This is a genomic window from Catenibacterium faecis, from assembly GCF_014306455.1.
Lineage (GTDB): Bacteria > Bacillota_I > Bacilli_A > Erysipelotrichales > Coprobacillaceae > Catenibacterium > Catenibacterium mitsuoka_A.
In genome coordinates, this window is record NZ_JACRWG010000023.1 from 15,615 (window position 1) to 35,266 (window position 19,652).

At 32.6% G+C, this 19,652-nt stretch carries 22 protein-coding genes and 1 other RNA gene; 21 read left to right on the plus strand and 2 right to left on the minus strand.

The annotated features are described in order from the left end of the window. The first annotated feature begins 27 nt into the window (after positions 1–27). From serS to rsmI, 14 genes are all read left to right on the plus strand, one after another. Complete coding sequence (gene serS, locus H8909_RS06620) at positions 28–1,314, plus strand: serine--tRNA ligase (protein WP_187012254.1); 1,287 nt, start codon at positions 28–30, stop codon at positions 1,312–1,314. Between the two features lie 61 nt (positions 1,315–1,375). Next, positions 1,376–1,465: signal recognition particle sRNA small type (gene ffs, locus H8909_RS06625), an RNA gene on the plus strand. Between the two features lie 512 nt (positions 1,466–1,977). Next, positions 1,978–3,141 (plus strand): RNA-guided endonuclease InsQ/TnpB family protein, encoded by a 1,164-nt coding sequence (locus H8909_RS06630; protein ID WP_187012255.1) that lies wholly within the window; start codon positions 1,978–1,980, stop codon positions 3,139–3,141. Positions 3,142–3,335: 194 nt separating this feature from the next. Then, positions 3,336–3,779, plus strand: a complete 444-nt coding sequence (locus H8909_RS06635; RefSeq protein WP_187012256.1) for a nucleoside deaminase — start codon at positions 3,336–3,338, stop codon at positions 3,777–3,779. 3 nt (positions 3,780–3,782) lie between these two features. Next, a complete protein-coding gene (locus tag H8909_RS06640) occupies positions 3,783–4,460 on the plus strand; it encodes a Bax inhibitor-1/YccA family protein (RefSeq protein ID WP_187012257.1) in 678 nt (225 codons plus the stop codon). A 50-nt stretch (positions 4,461–4,510) separates the two neighbouring features. Further along, a complete protein-coding gene (gene dnaX / locus H8909_RS06645) occupies positions 4,511–6,307 on the plus strand; it encodes a DNA polymerase III subunit gamma/tau (protein WP_187012258.1) in 1,797 nt (598 codons plus the stop codon). A 2-nt stretch (positions 6,308–6,309) separates the two neighbouring features. Continuing rightward, complete coding sequence (locus tag H8909_RS06650; protein WP_006505010.1) at positions 6,310–6,612, plus strand: YbaB/EbfC family nucleoid-associated protein; 303 nt, start codon at positions 6,310–6,312, stop codon at positions 6,610–6,612. A gap of 1 nt (position 6,613) precedes the next feature. After that, entirely contained in the window at positions 6,614–7,207 is a 594-nt protein-coding gene (gene recR / locus H8909_RS06655) for a recombination mediator RecR (RefSeq protein ID WP_187012259.1), read from the plus strand. Between the two features lie 52 nt (positions 7,208–7,259). Continuing rightward, positions 7,260–8,048, plus strand: coding sequence for an ATP-grasp domain-containing protein (locus tag H8909_RS06660; RefSeq protein ID WP_187012260.1), 789 nt, complete (start codon positions 7,260–7,262; stop codon positions 8,046–8,048). Between the two features lie 69 nt (positions 8,049–8,117). Further along, positions 8,118–8,732, plus strand: coding sequence for a dTMP kinase (gene tmk, locus H8909_RS06665; protein WP_022424791.1), 615 nt, complete (start codon positions 8,118–8,120; stop codon positions 8,730–8,732). After that, positions 8,729–9,688 carry a DNA polymerase III delta subunit-related protein gene (locus H8909_RS06670; protein ID WP_187012261.1) on the plus strand — a complete coding sequence of 320 codons (960 nt, stop codon included), beginning with the start codon at positions 8,729–8,731 and terminating at the stop codon, positions 9,686–9,688. The genes tmk and H8909_RS06670 overlap by 4 nt, the downstream gene beginning before the upstream one ends. A 4-nt stretch (positions 9,689–9,692) precedes the next feature. Next, a complete protein-coding gene (locus H8909_RS06675; RefSeq protein ID WP_187012262.1) occupies positions 9,693–10,661 on the plus strand; it encodes a PSP1 domain-containing protein in 969 nt (322 codons plus the stop codon). Continuing rightward, positions 10,645–11,376, plus strand: a complete 732-nt coding sequence (locus H8909_RS06680) for a tRNA1(Val) (adenine(37)-N6)-methyltransferase (RefSeq protein WP_187012263.1) — start codon at positions 10,645–10,647, stop codon at positions 11,374–11,376. Before H8909_RS06675 ends, H8909_RS06680 begins: the two co-directional genes overlap by 17 nt. Continuing rightward, entirely contained in the window at positions 11,366–12,217 is an 852-nt protein-coding gene (gene rsmI / locus H8909_RS06685; protein ID WP_187012264.1) for a 16S rRNA (cytidine(1402)-2'-O)-methyltransferase, read from the plus strand. The genes H8909_RS06680 and rsmI overlap by 11 nt, the downstream gene beginning before the upstream one ends. A 229-nt stretch (positions 12,218–12,446) precedes the next feature. On the opposite strand, the gene H8909_RS06690 is transcribed toward rsmI, so the two are convergent. Beyond that, positions 12,447–12,599 carry a hypothetical protein gene (locus H8909_RS06690; protein WP_158546357.1) on the minus strand — a complete coding sequence of 51 codons (153 nt, stop codon included), beginning with the start codon at positions 12,597–12,599 and terminating at the stop codon, positions 12,447–12,449. Between the two features lie 94 nt (positions 12,600–12,693). After that, complete coding sequence (locus tag H8909_RS06695) at positions 12,694–13,200, minus strand: GNAT family N-acetyltransferase (protein WP_187012265.1); 507 nt, start codon at positions 13,198–13,200, stop codon at positions 12,694–12,696. A 100-nt stretch (positions 13,201–13,300) separates the two neighbouring features. Here H8909_RS06695 and H8909_RS06700 point away from each other — a divergent pair, with 100 nt between their 5' ends. From H8909_RS06700 to H8909_RS06730, 7 genes are all read left to right on the plus strand, one after another. Beyond that, complete coding sequence (locus H8909_RS06700) at positions 13,301–13,504, plus strand: DUF1146 domain-containing protein (protein WP_187012266.1); 204 nt, start codon at positions 13,301–13,303, stop codon at positions 13,502–13,504. An 85-nt stretch (positions 13,505–13,589) separates the two neighbouring features. Then, entirely contained in the window at positions 13,590–14,579 is a 990-nt protein-coding gene (locus tag H8909_RS06705; RefSeq protein ID WP_117459735.1) for a rod shape-determining protein, read from the plus strand. 39 nt (positions 14,580–14,618) lie between these two features. After that, positions 14,619–15,392, plus strand: a complete 774-nt coding sequence (locus tag H8909_RS06710; protein WP_187012267.1) for an HAD family hydrolase — start codon at positions 14,619–14,621, stop codon at positions 15,390–15,392. A 537-nt stretch (positions 15,393–15,929) separates the two neighbouring features. Continuing rightward, positions 15,930–16,316, plus strand: a complete 387-nt coding sequence (locus H8909_RS06715) for a hypothetical protein (protein WP_022424800.1) — start codon at positions 15,930–15,932, stop codon at positions 16,314–16,316. Continuing rightward, positions 16,309–16,749 (plus strand): NfeD family protein, encoded by a 441-nt coding sequence (locus H8909_RS06720; RefSeq protein WP_187012268.1) that lies wholly within the window; start codon positions 16,309–16,311, stop codon positions 16,747–16,749. The genes H8909_RS06715 and H8909_RS06720 overlap by 8 nt, the downstream gene beginning before the upstream one ends. Positions 16,750–17,227: 478 nt before the next feature. After that, a complete protein-coding gene (locus tag H8909_RS06725; protein ID WP_187012269.1) occupies positions 17,228–18,391 on the plus strand; it encodes an RNA-guided endonuclease InsQ/TnpB family protein in 1,164 nt (387 codons plus the stop codon). A 195-nt stretch (positions 18,392–18,586) separates the two neighbouring features. Further along, entirely contained in the window at positions 18,587–19,492 is a 906-nt protein-coding gene (locus tag H8909_RS06730; protein WP_187012270.1) for an SPFH domain-containing protein, read from the plus strand. The last annotated feature ends 160 nt before the right edge of the window (positions 19,493–19,652 follow it).

Here is a 19,652-nt window from a genome sequence, read left to right on the forward strand (position 1 = left end):
AATAATCTATGAACAAGGAGTATATATATGATTGATATCGCAAGATTAAGAGAAGATCCTGAAGCTGTTAGGGAAAATATTAAAAAGAAGTTTCAAGATCATAAGCTTCCTTTAGTTGATGAAGCATTAGAATTAGACAAACAGTATAGAGCTGCTATCACAAGAGCATCTGAACTTCGTAGTATGAGAAATAAATTGTCTAAAGAAATTGGACAGTTCATGCGTGAAGGTAAGAAAGAAGAAGCTGCTGAAAATAAGAAGAAAGTTGGAGAAATGGCTGAAGAATTAAAGTCATTAGAAGAAGTTGAAAAAGAATCTGGAGATAAATTAAGAGAAGTCATGATGAAGATTCCTAACTTCTTAGATCCTACTGTACCAATCGGTAAAGATGACAGCGAAAACGCAGAAATCACTAAGTATGGTGATCCAGTAGTACCTGATTATGAAGTTCCATATCATACAGATATTATGGAATCATTTGATGGTATTGATCTAGATGCAGCGGGTAGAGTTGCAGGTAATGGTTTCTATTATTTAATGGGTGATATTGCTAGATTACATTCTGCAGTATTAGCTTATGCAAGAGACTTCATGATCAACCGTGGATTCACTTATTGTGTACCACCATATATGATTAGAAGTAATGTTGTTAATGGTGTTATGTCATTTGAAGAAATGGATGCCATGATGTATAAGATTGAAGGAGAAGACCTATACTTAATTGGTACTTCTGAACATTCAATGATTGGTAAGTTCATTGGCGAATTATTAGATGAAGACAAATTACCATATACTTATACTTCATATTCACCATGTTTCAGAAAAGAAAAAGGTGCTCATGGTATTGAAGAACGTGGTGTTTATAGAATTCATCAGTTTGAAAAACAGGAAATGATCGTTGTATGTAAACCAGAAGAATCTAAGATGTGGTTTGATAAGTTATGGAATAATACTGTAGATTTATTTAGATCTTTAGATATTCCAGTAAGAACACTTGAATGTTGTTCTGGTGACTTAGCAGACTTAAAGTCTAAGTCATTAGACGTTGAAGCTTGGTCTCCAAGACAGAAGAAGTATTTTGAAGTAGGAAGCTGTTCTAACTTAACTGATGCACAGGCTAGAAGATTAAATATCAGAATCAATGGTAAAGATGGTAAGTATTACGCACATACTTTAAATAATACTGTTGTTGCACCACCTAGAATGTTGATTGCGTTCTTAGAAAATAACTTAAATGAAGATGGTACTGTTTCTATAGCAGAAGCATTAAGACCATACATGGGTGGTACTGAAAAACTAGTTCCTAAGAAATAATGTGAAAGGAGATGTAAAATCTCCTTTTTCTTGCATTTTATAATAATTATGTTATAATCAATTTTGCCATTACAATAAACATGTCTGAACCATGTCAGGACCGGAAGGTAGCAGCATTAAGGGCCTCTGTTTGTGTGTAATGGCACTTTTTTTATATAAATGGAGGAAACTATAAGTAACTAAAAATATTAACTATTGTGTTTGATTGTGTTTAAATTTACTCATAGAGGTAGTGTTAAAATGAACACATCAAATATCACAAATTATAAATTAAAGGATTTTGCTGAACTTTTAGGCGTATCTGTTAAGATATTATAACGTTGAGATAGAGAAGGAACTTTAAAGGCAAACCGAATCCAAACTAATAGGCACTATTATACTTATAATCAGCATTTACTAAATCAAACTGCATTTTTAAGATAGTTCTGTAATGTAAAAGAATTATTTGAATACCCACAAACCACAGGATAGTAAAAATTTAATTATATAAACGCCTATAAATCGGCGTTCATGAAGCTGAACTTGATGTATAGATTTTCCATTTGTACTATAATTAGATTAGAAATCAGATGAAGAACTCATGCAGGATATTGTTTCAATACTTCATGTGTTTTCCTGCAGGCTGTAAGGGCGTCATAAGTATAAAAAAACAGATAGAAAGGGATGAGGAAATTGCTGAAGAGCTTCAAAACGGAAATAAATCCGACAGATGAACAGAAAGTCAAGATTCGTAAAACAATAGGTACTTGCAGATTTATCTATAACTTCTATCTTGCTCATAATAAGGAGCTTCATGAAAGTGGCAAAAAGTTTATGAGCAGCAGCCAGTTTAGAGTATGGCTTAACAATGAGTATCTTCCAAACCATCCAGAATGTTCCTGGATCAAGGAAGCTTATTCCAAATCGGTAACACAGGCAGTAAATAATGGACAGACAGCATTTAAAAGATTCTTTGATCATAAGAGCGCCTTTCCAAAATTTAAAAAGAAAGGCAGATCTGATGTGAAAATGTATTTTGTAAGGAATAATCCAAAAGACTGCCTTTGTGAAAGACACAGAATTAAGATTCCGTCACTTGGCTGGGTACGTATCAAAGAGAAAGGATATATTCCCACAGCAAAAGATGGATACGTAATTAAGAGCGGTCATGTCTCAATAAAGGCTGACAGATACTATGTTTCAGTTCTTATAGAAATCCCAGATAAAAGGACAGCCAATAATTCCAGTAAAGGAATTGGCATTGACCTTGGATTAAAGGACTTTGCGATTGTCTCTAATGGAAAAACTTATAAGAACATCAACAAATCTGCAAAATTAAAGAAGCTTGAAAAAAAGCTTATTCGAGAACAGAGAAGTCTTTCTCGAAAATATGAAAATCTAAAGAAAGGAGAGTCCACTCAAAAAAGAAATATACAGAAACAAAGGCTTAAGATACAGAAGCTTCATCATAGAATAGACAATATTCGTACTGATTACATCAATAAGACAATCGCAGAGATAGTGAAAACCAAGCCATCTTATATAACGATTGAAGATCTAAACGTATCAGGAATGATGAAGAATAGACATCTTTCAAAGGCAGTTGCTTCGCAGAAGTTTTATGAATTTAGATCAAAGCTTCTAGCTAAATGCAAGGAAAATGGAATTGAACTTCGAATTGTAGATAGATGGTACCCATCATCTAAGACATGTCACTGCTGCAAGAATATCAAGAAAGATTTAAAGCTTTCAGATAGACTTTTCAGATGTGACTGTGGTTATATCGAAGACAGAGATTTCAATGCTGCACTTAATCTGAGAGATGCTACGACTTACGAAGTTGCATAAATAAACGCAAACGTAAGTATGTACCGAAGGCTATTTCGGGAATTTACGACTATGAAGTGTACTTGAACTTGTGAGTAGATATGACGTTTGTCAATCGAAAGCATACACAATGAAATAGTAAGTAATGTTCGTGAGAACTTACATTATCTCGATGTGAGTATATTTAATCACATTTTGAGTGGCAGTCATAGTGTATGAGTGATGAAGAATATATGGCTGAAGCATTAAAAGAAGCAGAAATTGCAATGAGTGAAGATGAAGTACCTATTGGATGCATTATTGTCTATGAAGGACAAATCATTGCACGTACACATAACCAGAAGGAAACCTTAAAGAAAGCTACAGGACATGCTGAAATATTAGCTATTAATCAAGCAAGTGAGTATCTTGATTTATGGCATTTAGATGGCTGTACAATGTATGTAACATTAGAACCATGTATGATGTGTACAGGGGCTATTATACAAAGTCGTATGAGTCGTTTAGTAATAGGTGCAAATGTAAGTAAATGGTCTGGTTTTATAGAGTTAATAGAGAATAATCCTGTAAATCATCATCCTGATGTACAACAGGGGATTTTAAAGGAACAGTGTGCTACAATAGTATCAGAGTTCTTTAAACGTAAAAGGAGGAAGTAAACTATGGATTCTTATTACAGTAATAAGATGAGTTATGGTGAGTTCTTTGGTTCAATCATGAAATGGATGGCTGTCGCTTTAGGAATCACTACAATCACTTCATTTCTATTCTCATTCTTACATCTTGAACTGATATTGGGTGCTTCTTATTTCATTTTTATGATTGTATGTTCTATTGTCGAAATAGGATTAGTACTAATGCTTAGTAAAACAGTGAAAGATATGGCTATAGAGAAGGCTAAGACATATTATGTTGCTTATTCAGTAATTAATGGGATTGTACTTTCTATGTGGTTGAATTATGTTGTACCAGGTGTGGCGGTACTTGCCTTTGCAGTGACAGCTGTTTATTTTGGCTTACTTTATACAGTGACACAGCATACTAATAATAATTTCATTGGTATAGGAAAGGTCTGTTTAATGGCTTTACCAGTTCTTATGATTGCGTATATCTTATTGATCTTCATTTCAGCACCAGGTCTTTATTATCTTGTGGTATTCCTTGATCTTGCAGTCTTTACTGGACTTACTATTTATGATTTTAAGCATATCGAATATGCCTATGAAGTTGCACCTCAGGAAGCATTACAAGGTGTGGCATTGCTTTGTGCATTACAGCTCTATATGGATTTTATCAACATTTTTATTGATATATTGATGTTAGTAAGTGATAATAATTAAGGTGCTAAGGCACCTTTTTTTATGTATAATAAGGAAAGGAGTTGATGAAGATGGCATATAAATCATTATATAGAACATACCGTCCACAGACATTTAAAGATGTAGCTGGACAGGAAGCAATTATTACTACATTAAAGCATGCAATAGGTGAAAAGAAGATTGCTCATGCATATTTATTTTGTGGTCCACGTGGAACAGGGAAGACAACTGTCGCAAAGTTATTAGCTAAGGCAGTTAATTGTACAGGTGATCCTAAACCATGTGGTGAATGTGAGAATTGTAAACAGATTGAAAATGGAACACATCCAGATGTCATTGAAATAGATGCTGCCAGCAATAATGGGGTAGAAGAAGTAAGAAGTCTGATTGATAAGGTGAAATATGCACCGACACAGGGACAATATAAAGTCTATATCGTCGATGAAGTACATATGATGTCACCTGGAGCTTTTAATGCACTATTAAAGACATTAGAAGAACCACCTGCACATGTCATCTTTATTCTTGCGACAACAGAACCACATAAGATCTTACCTACTATTATTTCTAGATGTCAGAGATTTGATTTTACACGACTCACTGACCAGGAAATGGTACAAAGAATGCAGTATGTCTTAAAAGAGGAAGGTAAGACATATGATGATGGATCCTTAGAATTAATCGCCAGACTTGCGAATGGTGGGATGAGAGATGCATTATCTATCCTTGAACAATGTCTTGCCTATAATGATGATCATTTAAGCATTAATGATATTCATACTATTTATGGTATTGTATCCATGGATGATAAGACAAACTTATTGAAGGTTTTATTATCTAAGAATATGTCTGAATCTTTAAAGATATTAGATAAGATGGATAAGAGTGGTATCGATATTAAGAGATTAACATTTGATTTAATTGATATATTAAAAGACATAGTTGTTTATAGGAATACAAAAGATGTTTCTATTATGTCAGTCATGACACAGAAAGACTTAGAAAACATTGTGCCTTATATTTCAAGTGATGAATGTTTTAATTTTATTGATATATTGATGGATGCAAGTGAGAAGTATATCAGAGCCACTGATCCACATATTTATTTTGAACTTGCATTATTAAGACTATGCAATCAAGAACATGCACCAAGTCAGAAGATTGAATATACACCTATTAAAGAAGAACCTGTAAAACCTGTAGAAGTAAAGAAGGTTGAAGTCAAAGAAGAACCAATCGAAGAAATTATAGAAGAACCTGTCTTTGAACCAATTGAAGAAGAGATAGTAGAACCAGTTATTGAAAAGAAGGTTGAACAACCAGTACCTCAATTCAATTATGAAAAGAAAGAAGAACCAGAAACATATGCATCAGATGATAATATCGAAGTAGATCAAAGTGATATATTAAATATTCTTGTACAGGCAGATCGTAAGATCTTAAATGAAGTACAGGAGAAGTGGCCAGTGATTAGACGTTATATGGCTAATATGAATACAGCCAAAGCAGCAAGTATGTTATCACAGGGGCATCCTGTAGCTGCTTGTAGAGATGGTTTAATTATTGAGTTTGAATTAATGCCTGATGTGAATGCTGCAAACTATTATAAGAACTATAAACAGTTATCATCTTTAATTAAGGATGTATTAGGACATGAATATAAATTCATTGGTATGCAGCATGATGCATGGTTAGAGATGAGACAACATTATATTCAGCTTGCAAGAAGCAAACAGCTTCCTCAGGCGAGACCAATCACATTAAAACATATTGATGGATATGATTTAAAAAGAGTAGATTTGAATGATGCACAGAAGTATGCTTTAGATATGTTTGGCGAAGATATTGTAGAATTTAAGGAGGATTAAAAATGGATTTCAATTCGCTTTTAGAAACCGCAAAGAAAATGGGTGAAACAGCCTCAAACCAACAAAAAGAATTAGAAAATAAGAGTTTTAGTTTTTCTTGTCAGAATAATTTGATTACAGGTAAAATCAATGGTAAGTATCAGATCACTGAATTACATATCAGTCAGGATCTTATGGACGATAAAGATATGTTAGAAGACTTGATGATGATTGCGATTAATCAGGGAATCAGTCAGGTAGAAAAGGAGAAAGAGGATAATATGAAATCCCTCACTGGTGGATTAGATTTATCTTCTTTTATGTAATATGGAATATCCAAAGAGTTTTGAAGAGTTAATGACATGTTTTAAAATGTTGCCAGGTATTGGAAACAAAGGTGCTGAAAGAATGGCTTATGCGATTTATGCTATGTCAGAAGAAGATGTAAAAAGATTCTCACAGGCACTGACTTCATTTAAAGAAAACGTTCATACATGCCCTATATGTGGTAATTTAAGTGAAGGTGATAAGTGTGAGATATGTGCTGATCACGAAAGAGATCAGTCTACAATATGTGTTGTAGAATCTCCTAAGGATGTCTTTGCGATGGAAAAGATGAAAGAGTACCATGGGTTATATCATGTATTAGGTGGTACAATTTCTATTATGGATGGCAAGACTATGGATGATTTGAACATTATGAGTTTATTTGATCGTATTACTCCTGATACAAAAGAAGTGATTATTGCGACAAATGCGACAAGAGAAGGGGAAACAACTGCGCTCTTCCTTGCAAAGCTATTAGATAAAAAAGGTGTCAATACAACACGTATTGCGCATGGTTTACCAATTGGAAGTTCTCTTGATTATGCAGATGAACTCACATTATTAAAATCATTTGAGGGTAGAAAGAAAGTTTAAGCAAGAGGGCTATAATGTATTTTTATAGCCCTTTTGTATTGAGGATAAAATAATGAAAGCTTACATAAAAGTAAAAAAAGATTATAATTCTGGACTTGTAGTAGGCCATAGTCTTGAAATGCAGAAAGCTATTAATGGATTCAATGAATTAGCATGTGAAATAGAACCTTATTACTCACTCAATGATATTTACGATCAAATCACTAAAGAGGATATAGTAGTAGATTATCTTATACAGTGTGAAAATGTATTTAAGAAGTTTGGAATAACGCATCCTCATGTTGATAATTATCCAGAATGTCTCAAAGAATTTTTAGGAAGAAAGATATGGAAAGATACAATTAATTCTATTTCTTCAGACGAAAAGAAATGGTCAGCAGGATGGTTTGTGAAACCCGTTGATAGTAAAGTATTTACTGGTAAAGTGATATCAAGTATTAAGGATTTAATAGGCTGTGGGGCTTATAATGATAATCTTGAAGTTCTCTGTAGTGAAGCTGTTGAGTTCATGCGTGAGTGGCGCTGCTTTGTATATTATGATGAAATTATAGATGTGCGTCCTTATAAAGGTGATTGGCATTATAACTATAATCCTGATGTACTTGACCAGATCATGAATCAATTTACACAATGGGATGAAAGACCTATGGCATGTTCTATTGATATAGGTGTTACTAAAGATGGAAGAACCTTATTAATAGAATGTAATGATGCCTATTCTTTAGGGGCATATGGATTAGAAGACTATAAATATGCAAAACTGTTATCAGCAAGATGGTCACAGTTATTAAATAGAGAAGATGTCTTTGATTATCGAAAGTATAGAGAAGGTAATGAATAACCTTCTTTTTAATTATGGAAAAAACATTGTAAATCACATATAATATTAATGTTTGAAGGAGTGTATGATATGAGTTTATTTATTACTTTTGAAGGTGGAGAAGGCAGTGGTAAAACGACTATTGCAAAGATGTTACATAAACAGTTTATCGAAGAAGGATATAATATCACTTTTAGTAGAGAACCTGGTGGTGTAGATATTGCAGAACAAATCAGAGATGTGATTACTGATGTCAATAATACGAAGATGGATGCAAGAACTGAAGCATTACTTTATGCAGCAAGCAGAAGACAGCATCTAGTAGAAAAAGTACTTCCTGTATTAAAGGAAGATGGTATTGTGATATGCGATCGTTTTATTGATAGTTCTTTAGTTTATCAGGGAATTGGAAGAGGTATTGGTGTAGATAATATCTACAACATGAATCTTTTTGCGACAGATGGTATTCTTCCTGATTTAACTATTTTCTTTGATGTAAAACCTGAAGTTGCTTTAAAGCGTATTACAGGAGATAGAGAAGTCAATAGATTAGATTTAGAATCATTGGATTTTCATCATAAAGTATATGATGGTTATCAAATGATCTGTGATAAGTTCCCAGATAGAATTGTGAAGGTAGATGCTTCTTTACCAGTTGAAGAAGTATATCGTCAGGTTTATGAAATCGTAAAGGATAGACTATGAAAGAATTTCTAAAAGAAACACAACCTATCTTCTATCGTATCTTAGAGAAGAGTTTTAAAGAGAATAAAAAGACTCATGCATTTCTTCTAGTAGGGGATCATACGGATGATATTGCGACATTTATTGCCCAGTCTTATATATGCCATGAAGATACACTAGCGTGTGAAACTTGTGATAACTGTATACGAATTAAAGAAGGTCTTTATCCTGATATGATTGTATGTGATGGTAAAGAGAGTTCTATTAAGAAATCTGATATTGATCATATTCAGGAAGAGTTTGTGAAATCAAGTGTAGAGAATAATGGAAAAGTATATATTCTTAAAAATATTGATAATGCGACAACTCAGGCAATGAATAGCTTATTAAAGTTCTTAGAAGAACCTGTAGAAGAAGTATATGCAATCCTTACAACAAAGAATATTAATAAAGTACTACCTACTATTCAATCTAGATGTCAGGTGATTAAATTACTTCCTGAATCTAAGCATTCTTTAGAATTAAAACTAAAGAATGAAGGGGTGGATGAAGAAGACTCTATGGTTCTTCCTCATCTGTTTGATTCGATTGAAGAATGTAATGAATATAAGGATAGTGAGTTATATTTTGATGTTAAGAATTATGTATTCTACTTTATTGAAGATTTATATATGAAGCCATCGGATTTATTGATCAATTTGCAGATAAATCTAGGTAAGAAGTATAAGAAGAATAAAGAAGCTTATGCATTATTCTTAAATCTTCTGGTGTTAGGTATGAGAGATATGTTTCACGTGAAACATTCCATACCTGTATTATTTGTGAAACATAAAGAATTCTTTGAGAAGATGCCAGAAGATGGTAAAATATTACAGAAAATAGAAATCATATTAGAATATGCTGAAAGACTCAACAATAATGTCAATCTTGCATTATTACTAGATGGTATGGTATATAAAGTATTGAAGGGAGTTTGATGAAATGGATAAATTAGCGGCTGTTAGATTTAATAGCGCTGGTAAATATTATTACTTCTCTACAGACTTAGATGTCAAAAAAGGAGATAAAGTAGTAGTAGAAACTGTAAGAGGACTAGAAATGGGAGAAATCATTGCGGATCTTGCAGACTTATCAGAATTTAAATTAGATAACGAATTAAAAAGAATTAAACGTGTTGCGAATAGAGCAGACATTGAAGTATATAATATCAATAAAATTAAGGCACAAAAATCATTTGAAATCTGTAAAGAAATCATTGCGGAAACAAACCTTGATATGCATTTGATCAATTGCGAATATACATTAGATGCTTCTAAGGTGATCTTTATGTATACATCTGATGAACGTGTAGACTTCAGAGATTTATTAAAGAAACTTGCTAGTGTTTTTAAATGTCGTATTGAATTGAGACAGGTAGGACCTAGAGATAAAGCTAAAATAGTGGGTGGTATTGGAAATTGTGGCTTACCACTATGTTGTAACTCATTCTTAGGTGAGTTTGATGGTGTATCTATCAATATGGCTAAGAATCAGTTACTTGCGATTAATATTGATAAGATTTCAGGTGTTTGTGGACGTTTATTATGCTGTTTAAAGTATGAAGATGAAGCCTATAAGGAAGTTAAAAAGAAATTCCCTAAGATTGGTTCATTTATTCGTTATGAAGATAAACAGTGTAAGGTTGTTGGTTTAAACGTTATTTCTGATTTGGTAAAGATTGATAGTGAAGGAAGTATTTTATTTATTCCTTTATCTGATATCGATAAGAAATCAGCTCCTAAAAAGGAAAGACGTATCTTAGAAGAACTAGCACCTAAAAAAGAAAAGAAACACGATAAACCAAAACAAAAGAAGCCAAGACAACAGCATAAACCAAAACAGTATAATCAGAAGCCAAGAACTATCAAAGGTAATAATCCAAAAGGGAAGAAAGATGAACGAAGAAATTAATCATCTCCTTGGTTATAATGATATGAAAATCATCCAGAGAAGAGATATGTTTACCTTTTCTCTGGATACTGTTTTATTGGCAAACTTTTGTGCAATCACAAAGGATATGAAGACAATCGTTGATTTTGGGACAAATAATGCAGCCATACCATTAATCTTAACACAACGAACTCATAAGAAGATTATTGGTGTTGAAATTCAAAAGGAAGCTGTAGAGATTGCAGAAAGAAACGTAAAATTAAATCATGTAGAAGATCAGGTAGAAATCATTCATGATGATATTAAAGATTATGTGAAATATGCACCACGTACCAAAGCAATTGTATGTAACCCACCTTTCTTTAAATTAGGAGAGAAATCCCATATTAATGAAAGTCCTTATATAACTATTGCACGTCATGAAATCAAAATAGATCTAGAAGGAATTATTGCATCAGCTGCAAAGATTCTAGATCAGAATGGTCGTTTCTCAATGGTCTATCGTCCAGACCGTTTTATTGAAACAATTGAATTATTTAAAAAATATAGAATAGAACCTAAACGTATCCGTTTTGTCTATCCTAAAGAAGGAAAAGAATGTAATACGTTTTTAATCGAAGGTGCTTTCTTAGGTAAAACAGGATTAAAGATTGAACCTCCATTATATACACATAATGAAGATGGAAGCTATTCAGATGAAGTTAAACAGTTAGTAGGTGAGATGAATGTTAAATAGACAAAAGAGTTTTGAGAATGGAAAAGCAACACTTTACCTTGTACCAACACCTATTGGTAATTTAAGTGAAATGACGCCAAGATGTATTGATGTTATGAAGAGTGTAAACTATATTGCAGCAGAAGATACACGTAATACAGTAAAACTATTAAATCACTTTAATATAGAAGCTAAGCTTATTTCTCATCATGAACATAATCTGCATGTTGCGATTCCTAAACTTTTATCATTATTAGAAGAAGGGGAGTCAGTTGCATTAGTAAGTGATGCAGGTTATCCTGCAATTAGTGATCCAGGGTATGAAATGGTTCTTGCAACTATTGATGCAGGATACAATGTAGTACCTTTATCAGGATGTAATGCTTGTTTAGATGCTTTGGTTGTCTCTGGCATTGCACCACAGCCATTCATGTTCTATGGCTTCTTAAGCCATACAAACAAAAATAAGACTAAAGAATTAGAAAAATTAAAAAATATCACTTATACAATCGTATTCTATGAAGCCCCACATAGAATTAAGGCAACATTGGAATGTATGATGAAAGTATTAGGTGATAGAAGAATAGCTTTATGTAGAGAAATCACAAAGAAGCATGAAGAAATTCTAAGAGGTACTATTTCTGAAGTATTAGAAGTAGTAGATGAATTAAAGGGTGAAATGGTTATTGTGGTTGAAGGTGGCACTGAAGTAACAGAGGAAGAGACTTTTGACCAAACAATTACAGAACATGTTGATGAGTTTGTTGAAAAGGGTATGTCCAAGAAGGATGCTATTAAAGAAGTCGCAAAGATTCGCAAATTAAATAAGAATCATGTGTATGAAGAATATCATAAAAAGTAAAAGGGTAATGTTTCACGTGAAACATTACCCTTTTTGCTTGGAAGACCTTATATTTCTAGTTAATAACTATAAATACAAGAAGAAAAAAGTAAAGTCATTTTTTAAAATGACAATGACAGTTTAACATAAGGTAAATTTTAATTCAAATGTATATCTGAGAAAATTGTCAATAAATTAAACTTAAAATACAAATAATATTAAAAGAACAGTCATAAGTGACTGCATAAGACTAAATAAGCAATTGACAAGCAAATACAACTGTAATAGATAAAATGATAATCTTAATATAATCTAGATTGAGTTTTCTTGAATAGTACCAATCAAATAGTAAGAATAGAATAGAAAGAGATAAAAATATGATATAGAATCTTAAATTTTTCATAAGAGTCCTCCTGAATGAATTATAGTATATTTGTTTCTTATATATGTTAAGCAAATGTAAAAATAAAATAAAAAAACTGTGTTTACACACAGTTTCAAATCAATCTTTCGTATGCTTCTCTTTCTTCGTTGTTTTTTAAACAAATAGTACCACAATGTTTAAATCCATTCTTTAATATAAATTCTTTCATTGGTTTATTATTCTTATCAATATCTAAACGAATAGAAGGAGTACCACTCTGTTTACAGATGTTGACTGCATAATCCAATAATTTTTTTGCATAGCCATTTCCTTTATGATTATTATCAATCACAAAACGATGAATAATACCATAGTGCCTAGTATTAGTAAGCCAGTGGCCATTGTAGATTCTTACATAGTTTGGTTCTATTCCTATAAAAAAATGCATTGTGCCATATGTATGGGAATGTTTAGAAAGAACATAACTGTTACCTGATATAATATCGTCTAGTATTGTGCTAATGTCAGGATATCCTTTTTGCCATTGATTAATATTATTATCTTTAAAATATTCTTTTGCTTGATTAATAAGATCCATCACACGACTTAGATCTTTAATTTCTGATGCGCGTACATTCATATCAATCACCTCATTTAAAATTGTACTAGAAATCATTTGAAATATCAAATGGTTGTATTTTGATTGCTGAAATGGTTAAATAGTGTCAAAGGAGGATACTATGTTTTATCGTACAGTTAATATTTTAGTCTATATTATTTCTGTCTTATTAGCTATGTATGGCTTGCAGGCTTTTGACTTCGAACGCTTCTTAAGAAAGGGCAGAATCAGCCAGTTTTACGTCTTCTATATAATCGCGAGTGTGGCGCTCGGATACTTATTTGCACAATTTATACTTAATTTTGGTACGTTAAGTTTTTATTGATTTAAAGCCAATATTTTTTAATTAATTGACTTGAATAATATGAATAAAATGATAAAATAGAAATGCTTACAAGGAGGAAAAAGGTATGAGCTTATCAAAAGAAATTGGTATTGACCTTGGTACTGCAAATATCCTTATCTATGCTAAAGGAGAAGGAATTGTAGTTAATGAACCAAGTGTTGTCACTATTAATGTAGAAACAAATAGACCTGTTGCTGTTGGTGAAGAAGCAAGAGAAATGCTTGGAAAGACTCCTGGAAAATTAAAAGCAATCCGTCCATTAAAGGATGGTGTTATTGCTGATTTCCAGACTACTGAAATCTTACTAACACACTTTATCAATAAACTAAACTTAAAAGGAATTTTTGCTAGACCAACAATCTTAATTTGTTGTCCATCTAACATCACTTCAATCGAAAAGAGTGCCATCCAGGATGTTGCTTTAAGATGTGGTGCTAAGAAGGTATATATCGAAGAAGAACCAAAAGTAGCTGCTATTGGTGCTGGTCTTGATATTTCTAAACCATCTGGAAACATGGTTATCGATATCGGTGGTGGAACTACAGACGTTGCTGTACTTTCATTAGGTGATATCGTTACATCTCAGTCATTAAAGATTGCTGGTGACAAGATGGATCAGGAAATCATTAAATACGTAAAAGATAAATATAAGTTATTAATTGGTGATGCTACAGCTGAAGAAGTTAAGAAACAGATCGGTTGTGCATTCCAGCCTAACGAAGAAACAGTTATGGATGTTCGTGGTAGAGACTTAGTGACTGGTCTTCCAAAGACTGTCCAGATGAATGAAGCTGAAACAGTTTCTGCTTTAGGAGAAGTTTGTGAAACAATCTTAATTGCTGCTAAGCAGGTTCTTGAACAGACACCACCTGAATTATCTGCAGATATCGTAAATAAGGGTATCTTCTTAACTGGTGGAGGAGCTTTATTAAAGAATTTAGACAAGTTCCTTGAACAGGGATTAAAGGTTCCTGTATTCGTAGCTGATACACCACTTGATTGTGTTGCTGAAGGCTGCGGTGTCATGTTAGAAAACACTACATACTTACAGTAAGAGATAGCGTTCGCGCTATCTCTTTTTTTGGAGGAAATAATGAAAGCGATATTTTTTGATATTGATGGTACAATCTACCATCCAGAGATTGGTATTAGTCAGAATACGATTGATGAAATTCATAGAGTACAGAAATTAGGCCATAAATGCTTTATCGCAAGTGGTAGACCAACTGGATTTATTTCTAAAGAAGTCAAATCCATTGGTTTTGATGGTTTTGTATTAGCTAATGGAGCACATATTGTAACTGAAGGAAAAACAATAGATTCTTTGACTTTACCTTATGAAGAAACAAAGAAACTTATTGAATATGTAGAATCACAAGGTTATGAATATATACTTCTTACAACTGATCGTTGTTATTTAAAGAAAGAGTCACCACATATGTATGAATTCTATGCTTGGTGTAATATTGATATGGATTCTTTATGCAACGATTATGATTTAGATGAAGTACTAAAGAAAACAATTAAATTAGAAATCAGATATAATAAAAAAGAAGACAGCGTAGGACTTATTGAAAGACTAGGGGCTTTCTTCTATGAAAAACATGATGATAGCTTAAACATTGAAGTATCTAATATAGATACTTCTAAAGGTCATGGTATTGAAACAATGTTGAAGTATTATGGCTTAGATGTTGATGATAGCTATTGTTTTGGTGATGGAGCCAATGACTTAGAAATGTTTAAAACAGTAGGTCATCCTATCGCTATGAAGAATGCAATCCCTATGATTTATCATCATGCATCAATTATCTGTGAAGATGTATTGCATGATGGTGTGGCAAAAGAATTAAAGAGACTCTTTTAACTTCTGCGTAAAAACAGAAGTTTTTTGTTTTACACAGATATCTATAGATGTTAATAACATAATAGATTATAATATTATTAGTAATTGATTTTAAAACTTTGCTCTTAACATCAACTATAATAAAATGTTAGTTATTATTAAAGAATAGGAGGAGCATAGACTATGCCAGGATACTTGTTAGGCATTTTTTTATCTTATTATTAGTAGTGATTGATTTTTACATTCAGAAGAAGATTAATAAAAAAGGATATGTATTTCTATGTATAAATAAAGGTAGATTAAGATATCCAATACTTGTTTTATTTGTGGCTTTCTTTATTTATTTCGTCATAAAGAAACAGTATCTATTGATTCTATGTATGCTATATGTGCTAAGAATAATAGATAAACTCATTTACATAGATAAGAAATAATACTTTTGAAACTCTAACATTCAAGATGGTAGAAATATGATCTTATTGGTAGATTTTTTTTGTTATACGATTTTTGTTGAATAAAAATAATAAAAATAATACAATGATATTGGAGGTGATAAACATGAACTTTGTCTGGAATACAAACGAACTGAATGCATCTGTCGTCTCCATTTATGAAACAAATATTACGTTGAATACGACAGCATGTATGCATTTTGAAAATGTGAATTATGTTCTATTAGGTATTGATTATGACAATCATTGTATCGGTATCAAACCCGTGGGAAAGCAAGCCATCAATGACGGAATTTATCCACAGGACCAGCTTCATAAGATATCAAGAGGTAAGTCCTATGGAAGAATCACAAATAAACCATTTATTAAAGAACTTGCTGATTTGATTCCTCTCGATTTCAATGAAAAGAATGTTTATAAGTTTAAAGGAACATATGACATTGTTCATGAAGTTCTCATTGTTGACTACAAGGAGGGAAGACTAAATGGATAGTTTGGTAGTGTGGTCAGGTGTTATGATTGCGTGTATTGTGGTAGAAATACTCACGGTATCACTAGTAAGTGTCTGGTTTGTGATTGGTGCTTTTGCGGCATTGATTGCCTGCTTATTAAATTTATCGGTTCCAATACAGGTTGGTATATTCCTAGTAGTATCTGTTATATGCGCAATAGTGGCACGTCCTATGGCTGTAAAAAGTCTGAAGGGCAATATAATACATACGAATAATGATGCACTCATAGGAACGCATGCTCTCGTTATTAAGAGAATTGATGCAGATCATATGGGTGAAGTAAGAATTAAGAATCAGATTTGGTCAGCGTCTTCACTTCATAATTTGACTTTAGAAGAAGGAGAATATGGGGAAGTTGTCGCAATTGAAGGTGCACATCTAGTTGTTAAAAAGGAGGAAAATATAAGTAACTGAATATATCGATTATTGTGTTTGAATGTGTTCAAATCCCCTCAAAGAAGAGCGTTAAAATGAACACATCAAATATTACAAATTATAAACCAATGGATTTTGCTGAACTTTTAGGCGTATCTGTTAAGATATTATAACGTTAAGATAGAGAAGGAAATTTAAAGGCAAACAGATCCCAAACTAAAGGCATTATTATACTTACAATTAGTATTTACTAAATCAAGTTGCATTTTTAAGATAGTTTTGTAATGTAAAAGAATTATTTGAATACCCACAAACCACAGGATAGTAAAAAATAAATTATATAAACGCCTATAAATCGGCGTTCATGAAGCCAAACTTGATGCAAGGATTTTCCGTTTGTACTATAATTAGATTAGAAATCAGATGGAGAACTCATGCAGGATATTGTTTCAATACTTCATGTGTTCTCCTGCAGGTTGCAAAGGGCTTTGTAAGTATAAAAAAATGATAGAAAGGGATGAGGAAATTGCTGAAGAGCTTCAAGACGGAAATAAATCCAACAGAGGAGCAGAAAGTAAAGATTCGTAAAACAATAGGTACTTGCAGATTTATCTATAACTTCTATCTTGCTCATAATAAGGAACTTCATGAAAGTGGCAAAAAGTTTATGAGCAGCAGCCAGTTTAGAGTATGGCTCAACAATGAGTTTCTTCCGAGCCATCCAGAATATTCCTGGATCAAGGAAGCTTATTCAAAATCGGTAACACAGGCAGTAAATAACGGACAGACCGCATTTGAAAAATTCTTTGATCACAAGAGCGCCTTTCCAAAATTTAAGAAGAAAGGCAGATCTGATGTGAAAATATATTTTGTAAGGAATAATCCAAAAGACTGCCTTTGTGAAAGACACAGAATCAAGATTCCGTCACTTGGCTGGGTACGCATCAAAGAGAAAGGATATATTCCTACAACAAAAGACGGATATGTAATTAAGAGCGGTCATGTCTCAATAAAAGCTGACAGATATTATGTTTCAGTTCTTATAGAAATCCCAGATAAAAGGATAGCCAGTAATTCAGGTGAAGGAATTGGCATTGACCTTGGATTAAAGGACTTTGTGATTGTCTCTAATGGCAAGACTTATAAGAACATCAACAAATCTGCCAGATTAAAGAAGCTTGAAAAAAAGCTTAGTCGAGAACAGAGAAGTCTTTCTCGAAAGTATGAAAATCAAAAGAAAGGAGAGTCCACTCAAAAAAGAAATATACAGAAACAAAGGCTTAAGATACAGAAGATTCATCATAGAATAGACAATATTCGTACTGATTACATCAATAAGATAATCGCAGAGATAGTGAAAATCAAGCCATCTTATATAACGATTGAAGATCTAAACGTATCAGGAATGATGAAGAACAGACATCTTTCAAAGGCAGTTGCTTCGCAGAAGTTTTATGAATTTAAAACAAAGCTTCTAGCTAAATGCAGGGAAAACGGAATTGAACTTCGAATTGTAGACAGATGGTTCCCATCATCTAAGACATGTCATTGCTGCAAGCATATCAAAAAAGATTTAAATCTTTCAGATAGAATTTTCAGATGTGACTGTGGATATATCGAAGACAGAGATTTCAATGCTGCACTTAATCTGAGAGATGCTACAACTTACGAAGTTGCATAAATGAACGCAAACGTAGGTATGTACCGAAGGCTATTTCGGGAATTTACGACTATGAAGTGTACTTGAACTTGTGAGTAGATATGACGTTTGTCAATCGAAAGCATACACGATGAAATAGTAAGTAATGTTCGTGAGAATTTACATTATCTCGATGTGAGTATATTTAATCACATTTTGAGTGGCAGGCGAACTAAGATGTCAGGTTTTATTTTAATGATTTTATTAATCGCAATTGTTGTTATTCTTATTTTCAGTACAGTAAAGATTGTTCCACAGTCATATGCTTATGTAGTAGAAAGAATTGGTGCATATGATCGTACATTAAATGTAGGTTTACATATTCTTATCCCTTTAATTGATCGTGTATCTAACCGTGTATCATTAAAGGAACAGGTTATGGACTTCGCTCCACAGCCAGTTATTACTAAAGATAACGTTACAATGCAGATTGATACAGTAGTCTATTTCTCTATCACAGATCCTAAATTATTTACTTATGGTGTAGTAAGACCAATTAATGCGATTGAAACATTAACTGCTACTACATTAAGAAATATCATTGGTGAACTTGAATTAGATGATACTTTAACATCAAGAGATATCATTAACTCTAAGATGAGATCTATTCTTGATGATGCCACTGATCCATGGGGTATCAAGGTAACTAGAGTAGAAGTTAAAAACATTCTTCCTCCAAAAGATATTCAGGAAGCAATGGAAAAACAGATGCGTGCAGAACGTGAAAGACGTGAATCTATCTTAGTAGCTGAAGGTAAAAAACAGGCGGCTATCTTAAATGCAGAAGGGGATAAGGAATCTCTTGTATTACGTGCAACAGCTGAAAAAGAAGCACAGATTGCGAAAGCTGAAGGTCAGGCTGAAGCATTAAGACTTGTTTATGAAGCACAAGCTAAAGCTATTCAGTATATTAATGAAGCAAATCCTGAATCTGCTTATATTCAGTTAGAAGGATTAAAAGCATTAAAGAACTTAGCTGATGGGCAGGCTACAAAGATTATTGTACCTAATGACTTAGCAGGGTTAGCTGGTACACTTACAACTTTATCAGAATCACTTAAGGATCCAAAAAAGCCTGAGTAATAATAGAGGCTGTCTCGAAATAAATGACAGTTTTCCAAAATAGAAAAATGCGACACATCTCAAATAAATGAGAAGTGCCGCATTTTTTGATATAATTAGGTTATGAATGAATGTTTAAATAATGAACCTAACTACATAACATATTATAACTCAATTCAGA

Bases quoted from the DNA above. Each gene is read 5' to 3' on its own strand.
- recR (WP_187012259.1), top strand. From the start codon at position 6,614: ATGGAATATCCAAAGAGTTTTGAAGAGTTAATGACATGTTTTAAAATG.
- H8909_RS06675 (WP_187012262.1), top strand. From the start codon at position 9,693: ATGGATAAATTAGCGGCTGTTAGATTTAATAGCGCTGGTAAATATTAT.
- H8909_RS06720 (WP_187012268.1), top strand. From the start codon at position 16,309: ATGGATAGTTTGGTAGTGTGGTCAGGTGTTATGATTGCGTGTATTGTG.
- H8909_RS06640 (WP_187012257.1), top strand. From the start codon at position 3,783: ATGGATTCTTATTACAGTAATAAGATGAGTTATGGTGAGTTCTTTGGT.
- H8909_RS06630 (WP_187012255.1), top strand. From the start codon at position 1,978: ATGAGGAAATTGCTGAAGAGCTTCAAAACGGAAATAAATCCGACAGAT.
- H8909_RS06660 (WP_187012260.1), top strand. From the start codon at position 7,260: ATGAAAGCTTACATAAAAGTAAAAAAAGATTATAATTCTGGACTTGTA.
- H8909_RS06700 (WP_187012266.1), top strand. From the start codon at position 13,301: ATGTTTTATCGTACAGTTAATATTTTAGTCTATATTATTTCTGTCTTA.
- H8909_RS06710 (WP_187012267.1), top strand. From the start codon at position 14,619: ATGAAAGCGATATTTTTTGATATTGATGGTACAATCTACCATCCAGAG.
- serS (WP_187012254.1), top strand. From the start codon at position 28: ATGATTGATATCGCAAGATTAAGAGAAGATCCTGAAGCTGTTAGGGAA.
- tmk (WP_022424791.1), top strand. From the start codon at position 8,118: ATGAGTTTATTTATTACTTTTGAAGGTGGAGAAGGCAGTGGTAAAACG.
- H8909_RS06695 (WP_187012265.1), bottom strand. From the start codon at position 13,200: ATGAATGTACGCGCATCAGAAATTAAAGATCTAAGTCGTGTGATGGAT.
- H8909_RS06725 (WP_187012269.1), top strand. From the start codon at position 17,228: ATGAGGAAATTGCTGAAGAGCTTCAAGACGGAAATAAATCCAACAGAG.
- H8909_RS06635 (WP_187012256.1), top strand. From the start codon at position 3,336: ATGAGTGATGAAGAATATATGGCTGAAGCATTAAAAGAAGCAGAAATT.
- H8909_RS06715 (WP_022424800.1), top strand. From the start codon at position 15,930: ATGAACTTTGTCTGGAATACAAACGAACTGAATGCATCTGTCGTCTCC.
- H8909_RS06650 (WP_006505010.1), top strand. From the start codon at position 6,310: ATGGATTTCAATTCGCTTTTAGAAACCGCAAAGAAAATGGGTGAAACA.
- dnaX (WP_187012258.1), top strand. From the start codon at position 4,511: ATGGCATATAAATCATTATATAGAACATACCGTCCACAGACATTTAAA.
- rsmI (WP_187012264.1), top strand. From the start codon at position 11,366: ATGTTAAATAGACAAAAGAGTTTTGAGAATGGAAAAGCAACACTTTAC.
- H8909_RS06690 (WP_158546357.1), bottom strand. From the start codon at position 12,599: ATGAAAAATTTAAGATTCTATATCATATTTTTATCTCTTTCTATTCTA.
- H8909_RS06705 (WP_117459735.1), top strand. From the start codon at position 13,590: ATGAGCTTATCAAAAGAAATTGGTATTGACCTTGGTACTGCAAATATC.
- H8909_RS06680 (WP_187012263.1), top strand. From the start codon at position 10,645: ATGAACGAAGAAATTAATCATCTCCTTGGTTATAATGATATGAAAATC.
- H8909_RS06730 (WP_187012270.1), top strand. From the start codon at position 18,587: ATGTCAGGTTTTATTTTAATGATTTTATTAATCGCAATTGTTGTTATT.
- H8909_RS06670 (WP_187012261.1), top strand. From the start codon at position 8,729: ATGAAAGAATTTCTAAAAGAAACACAACCTATCTTCTATCGTATCTTA.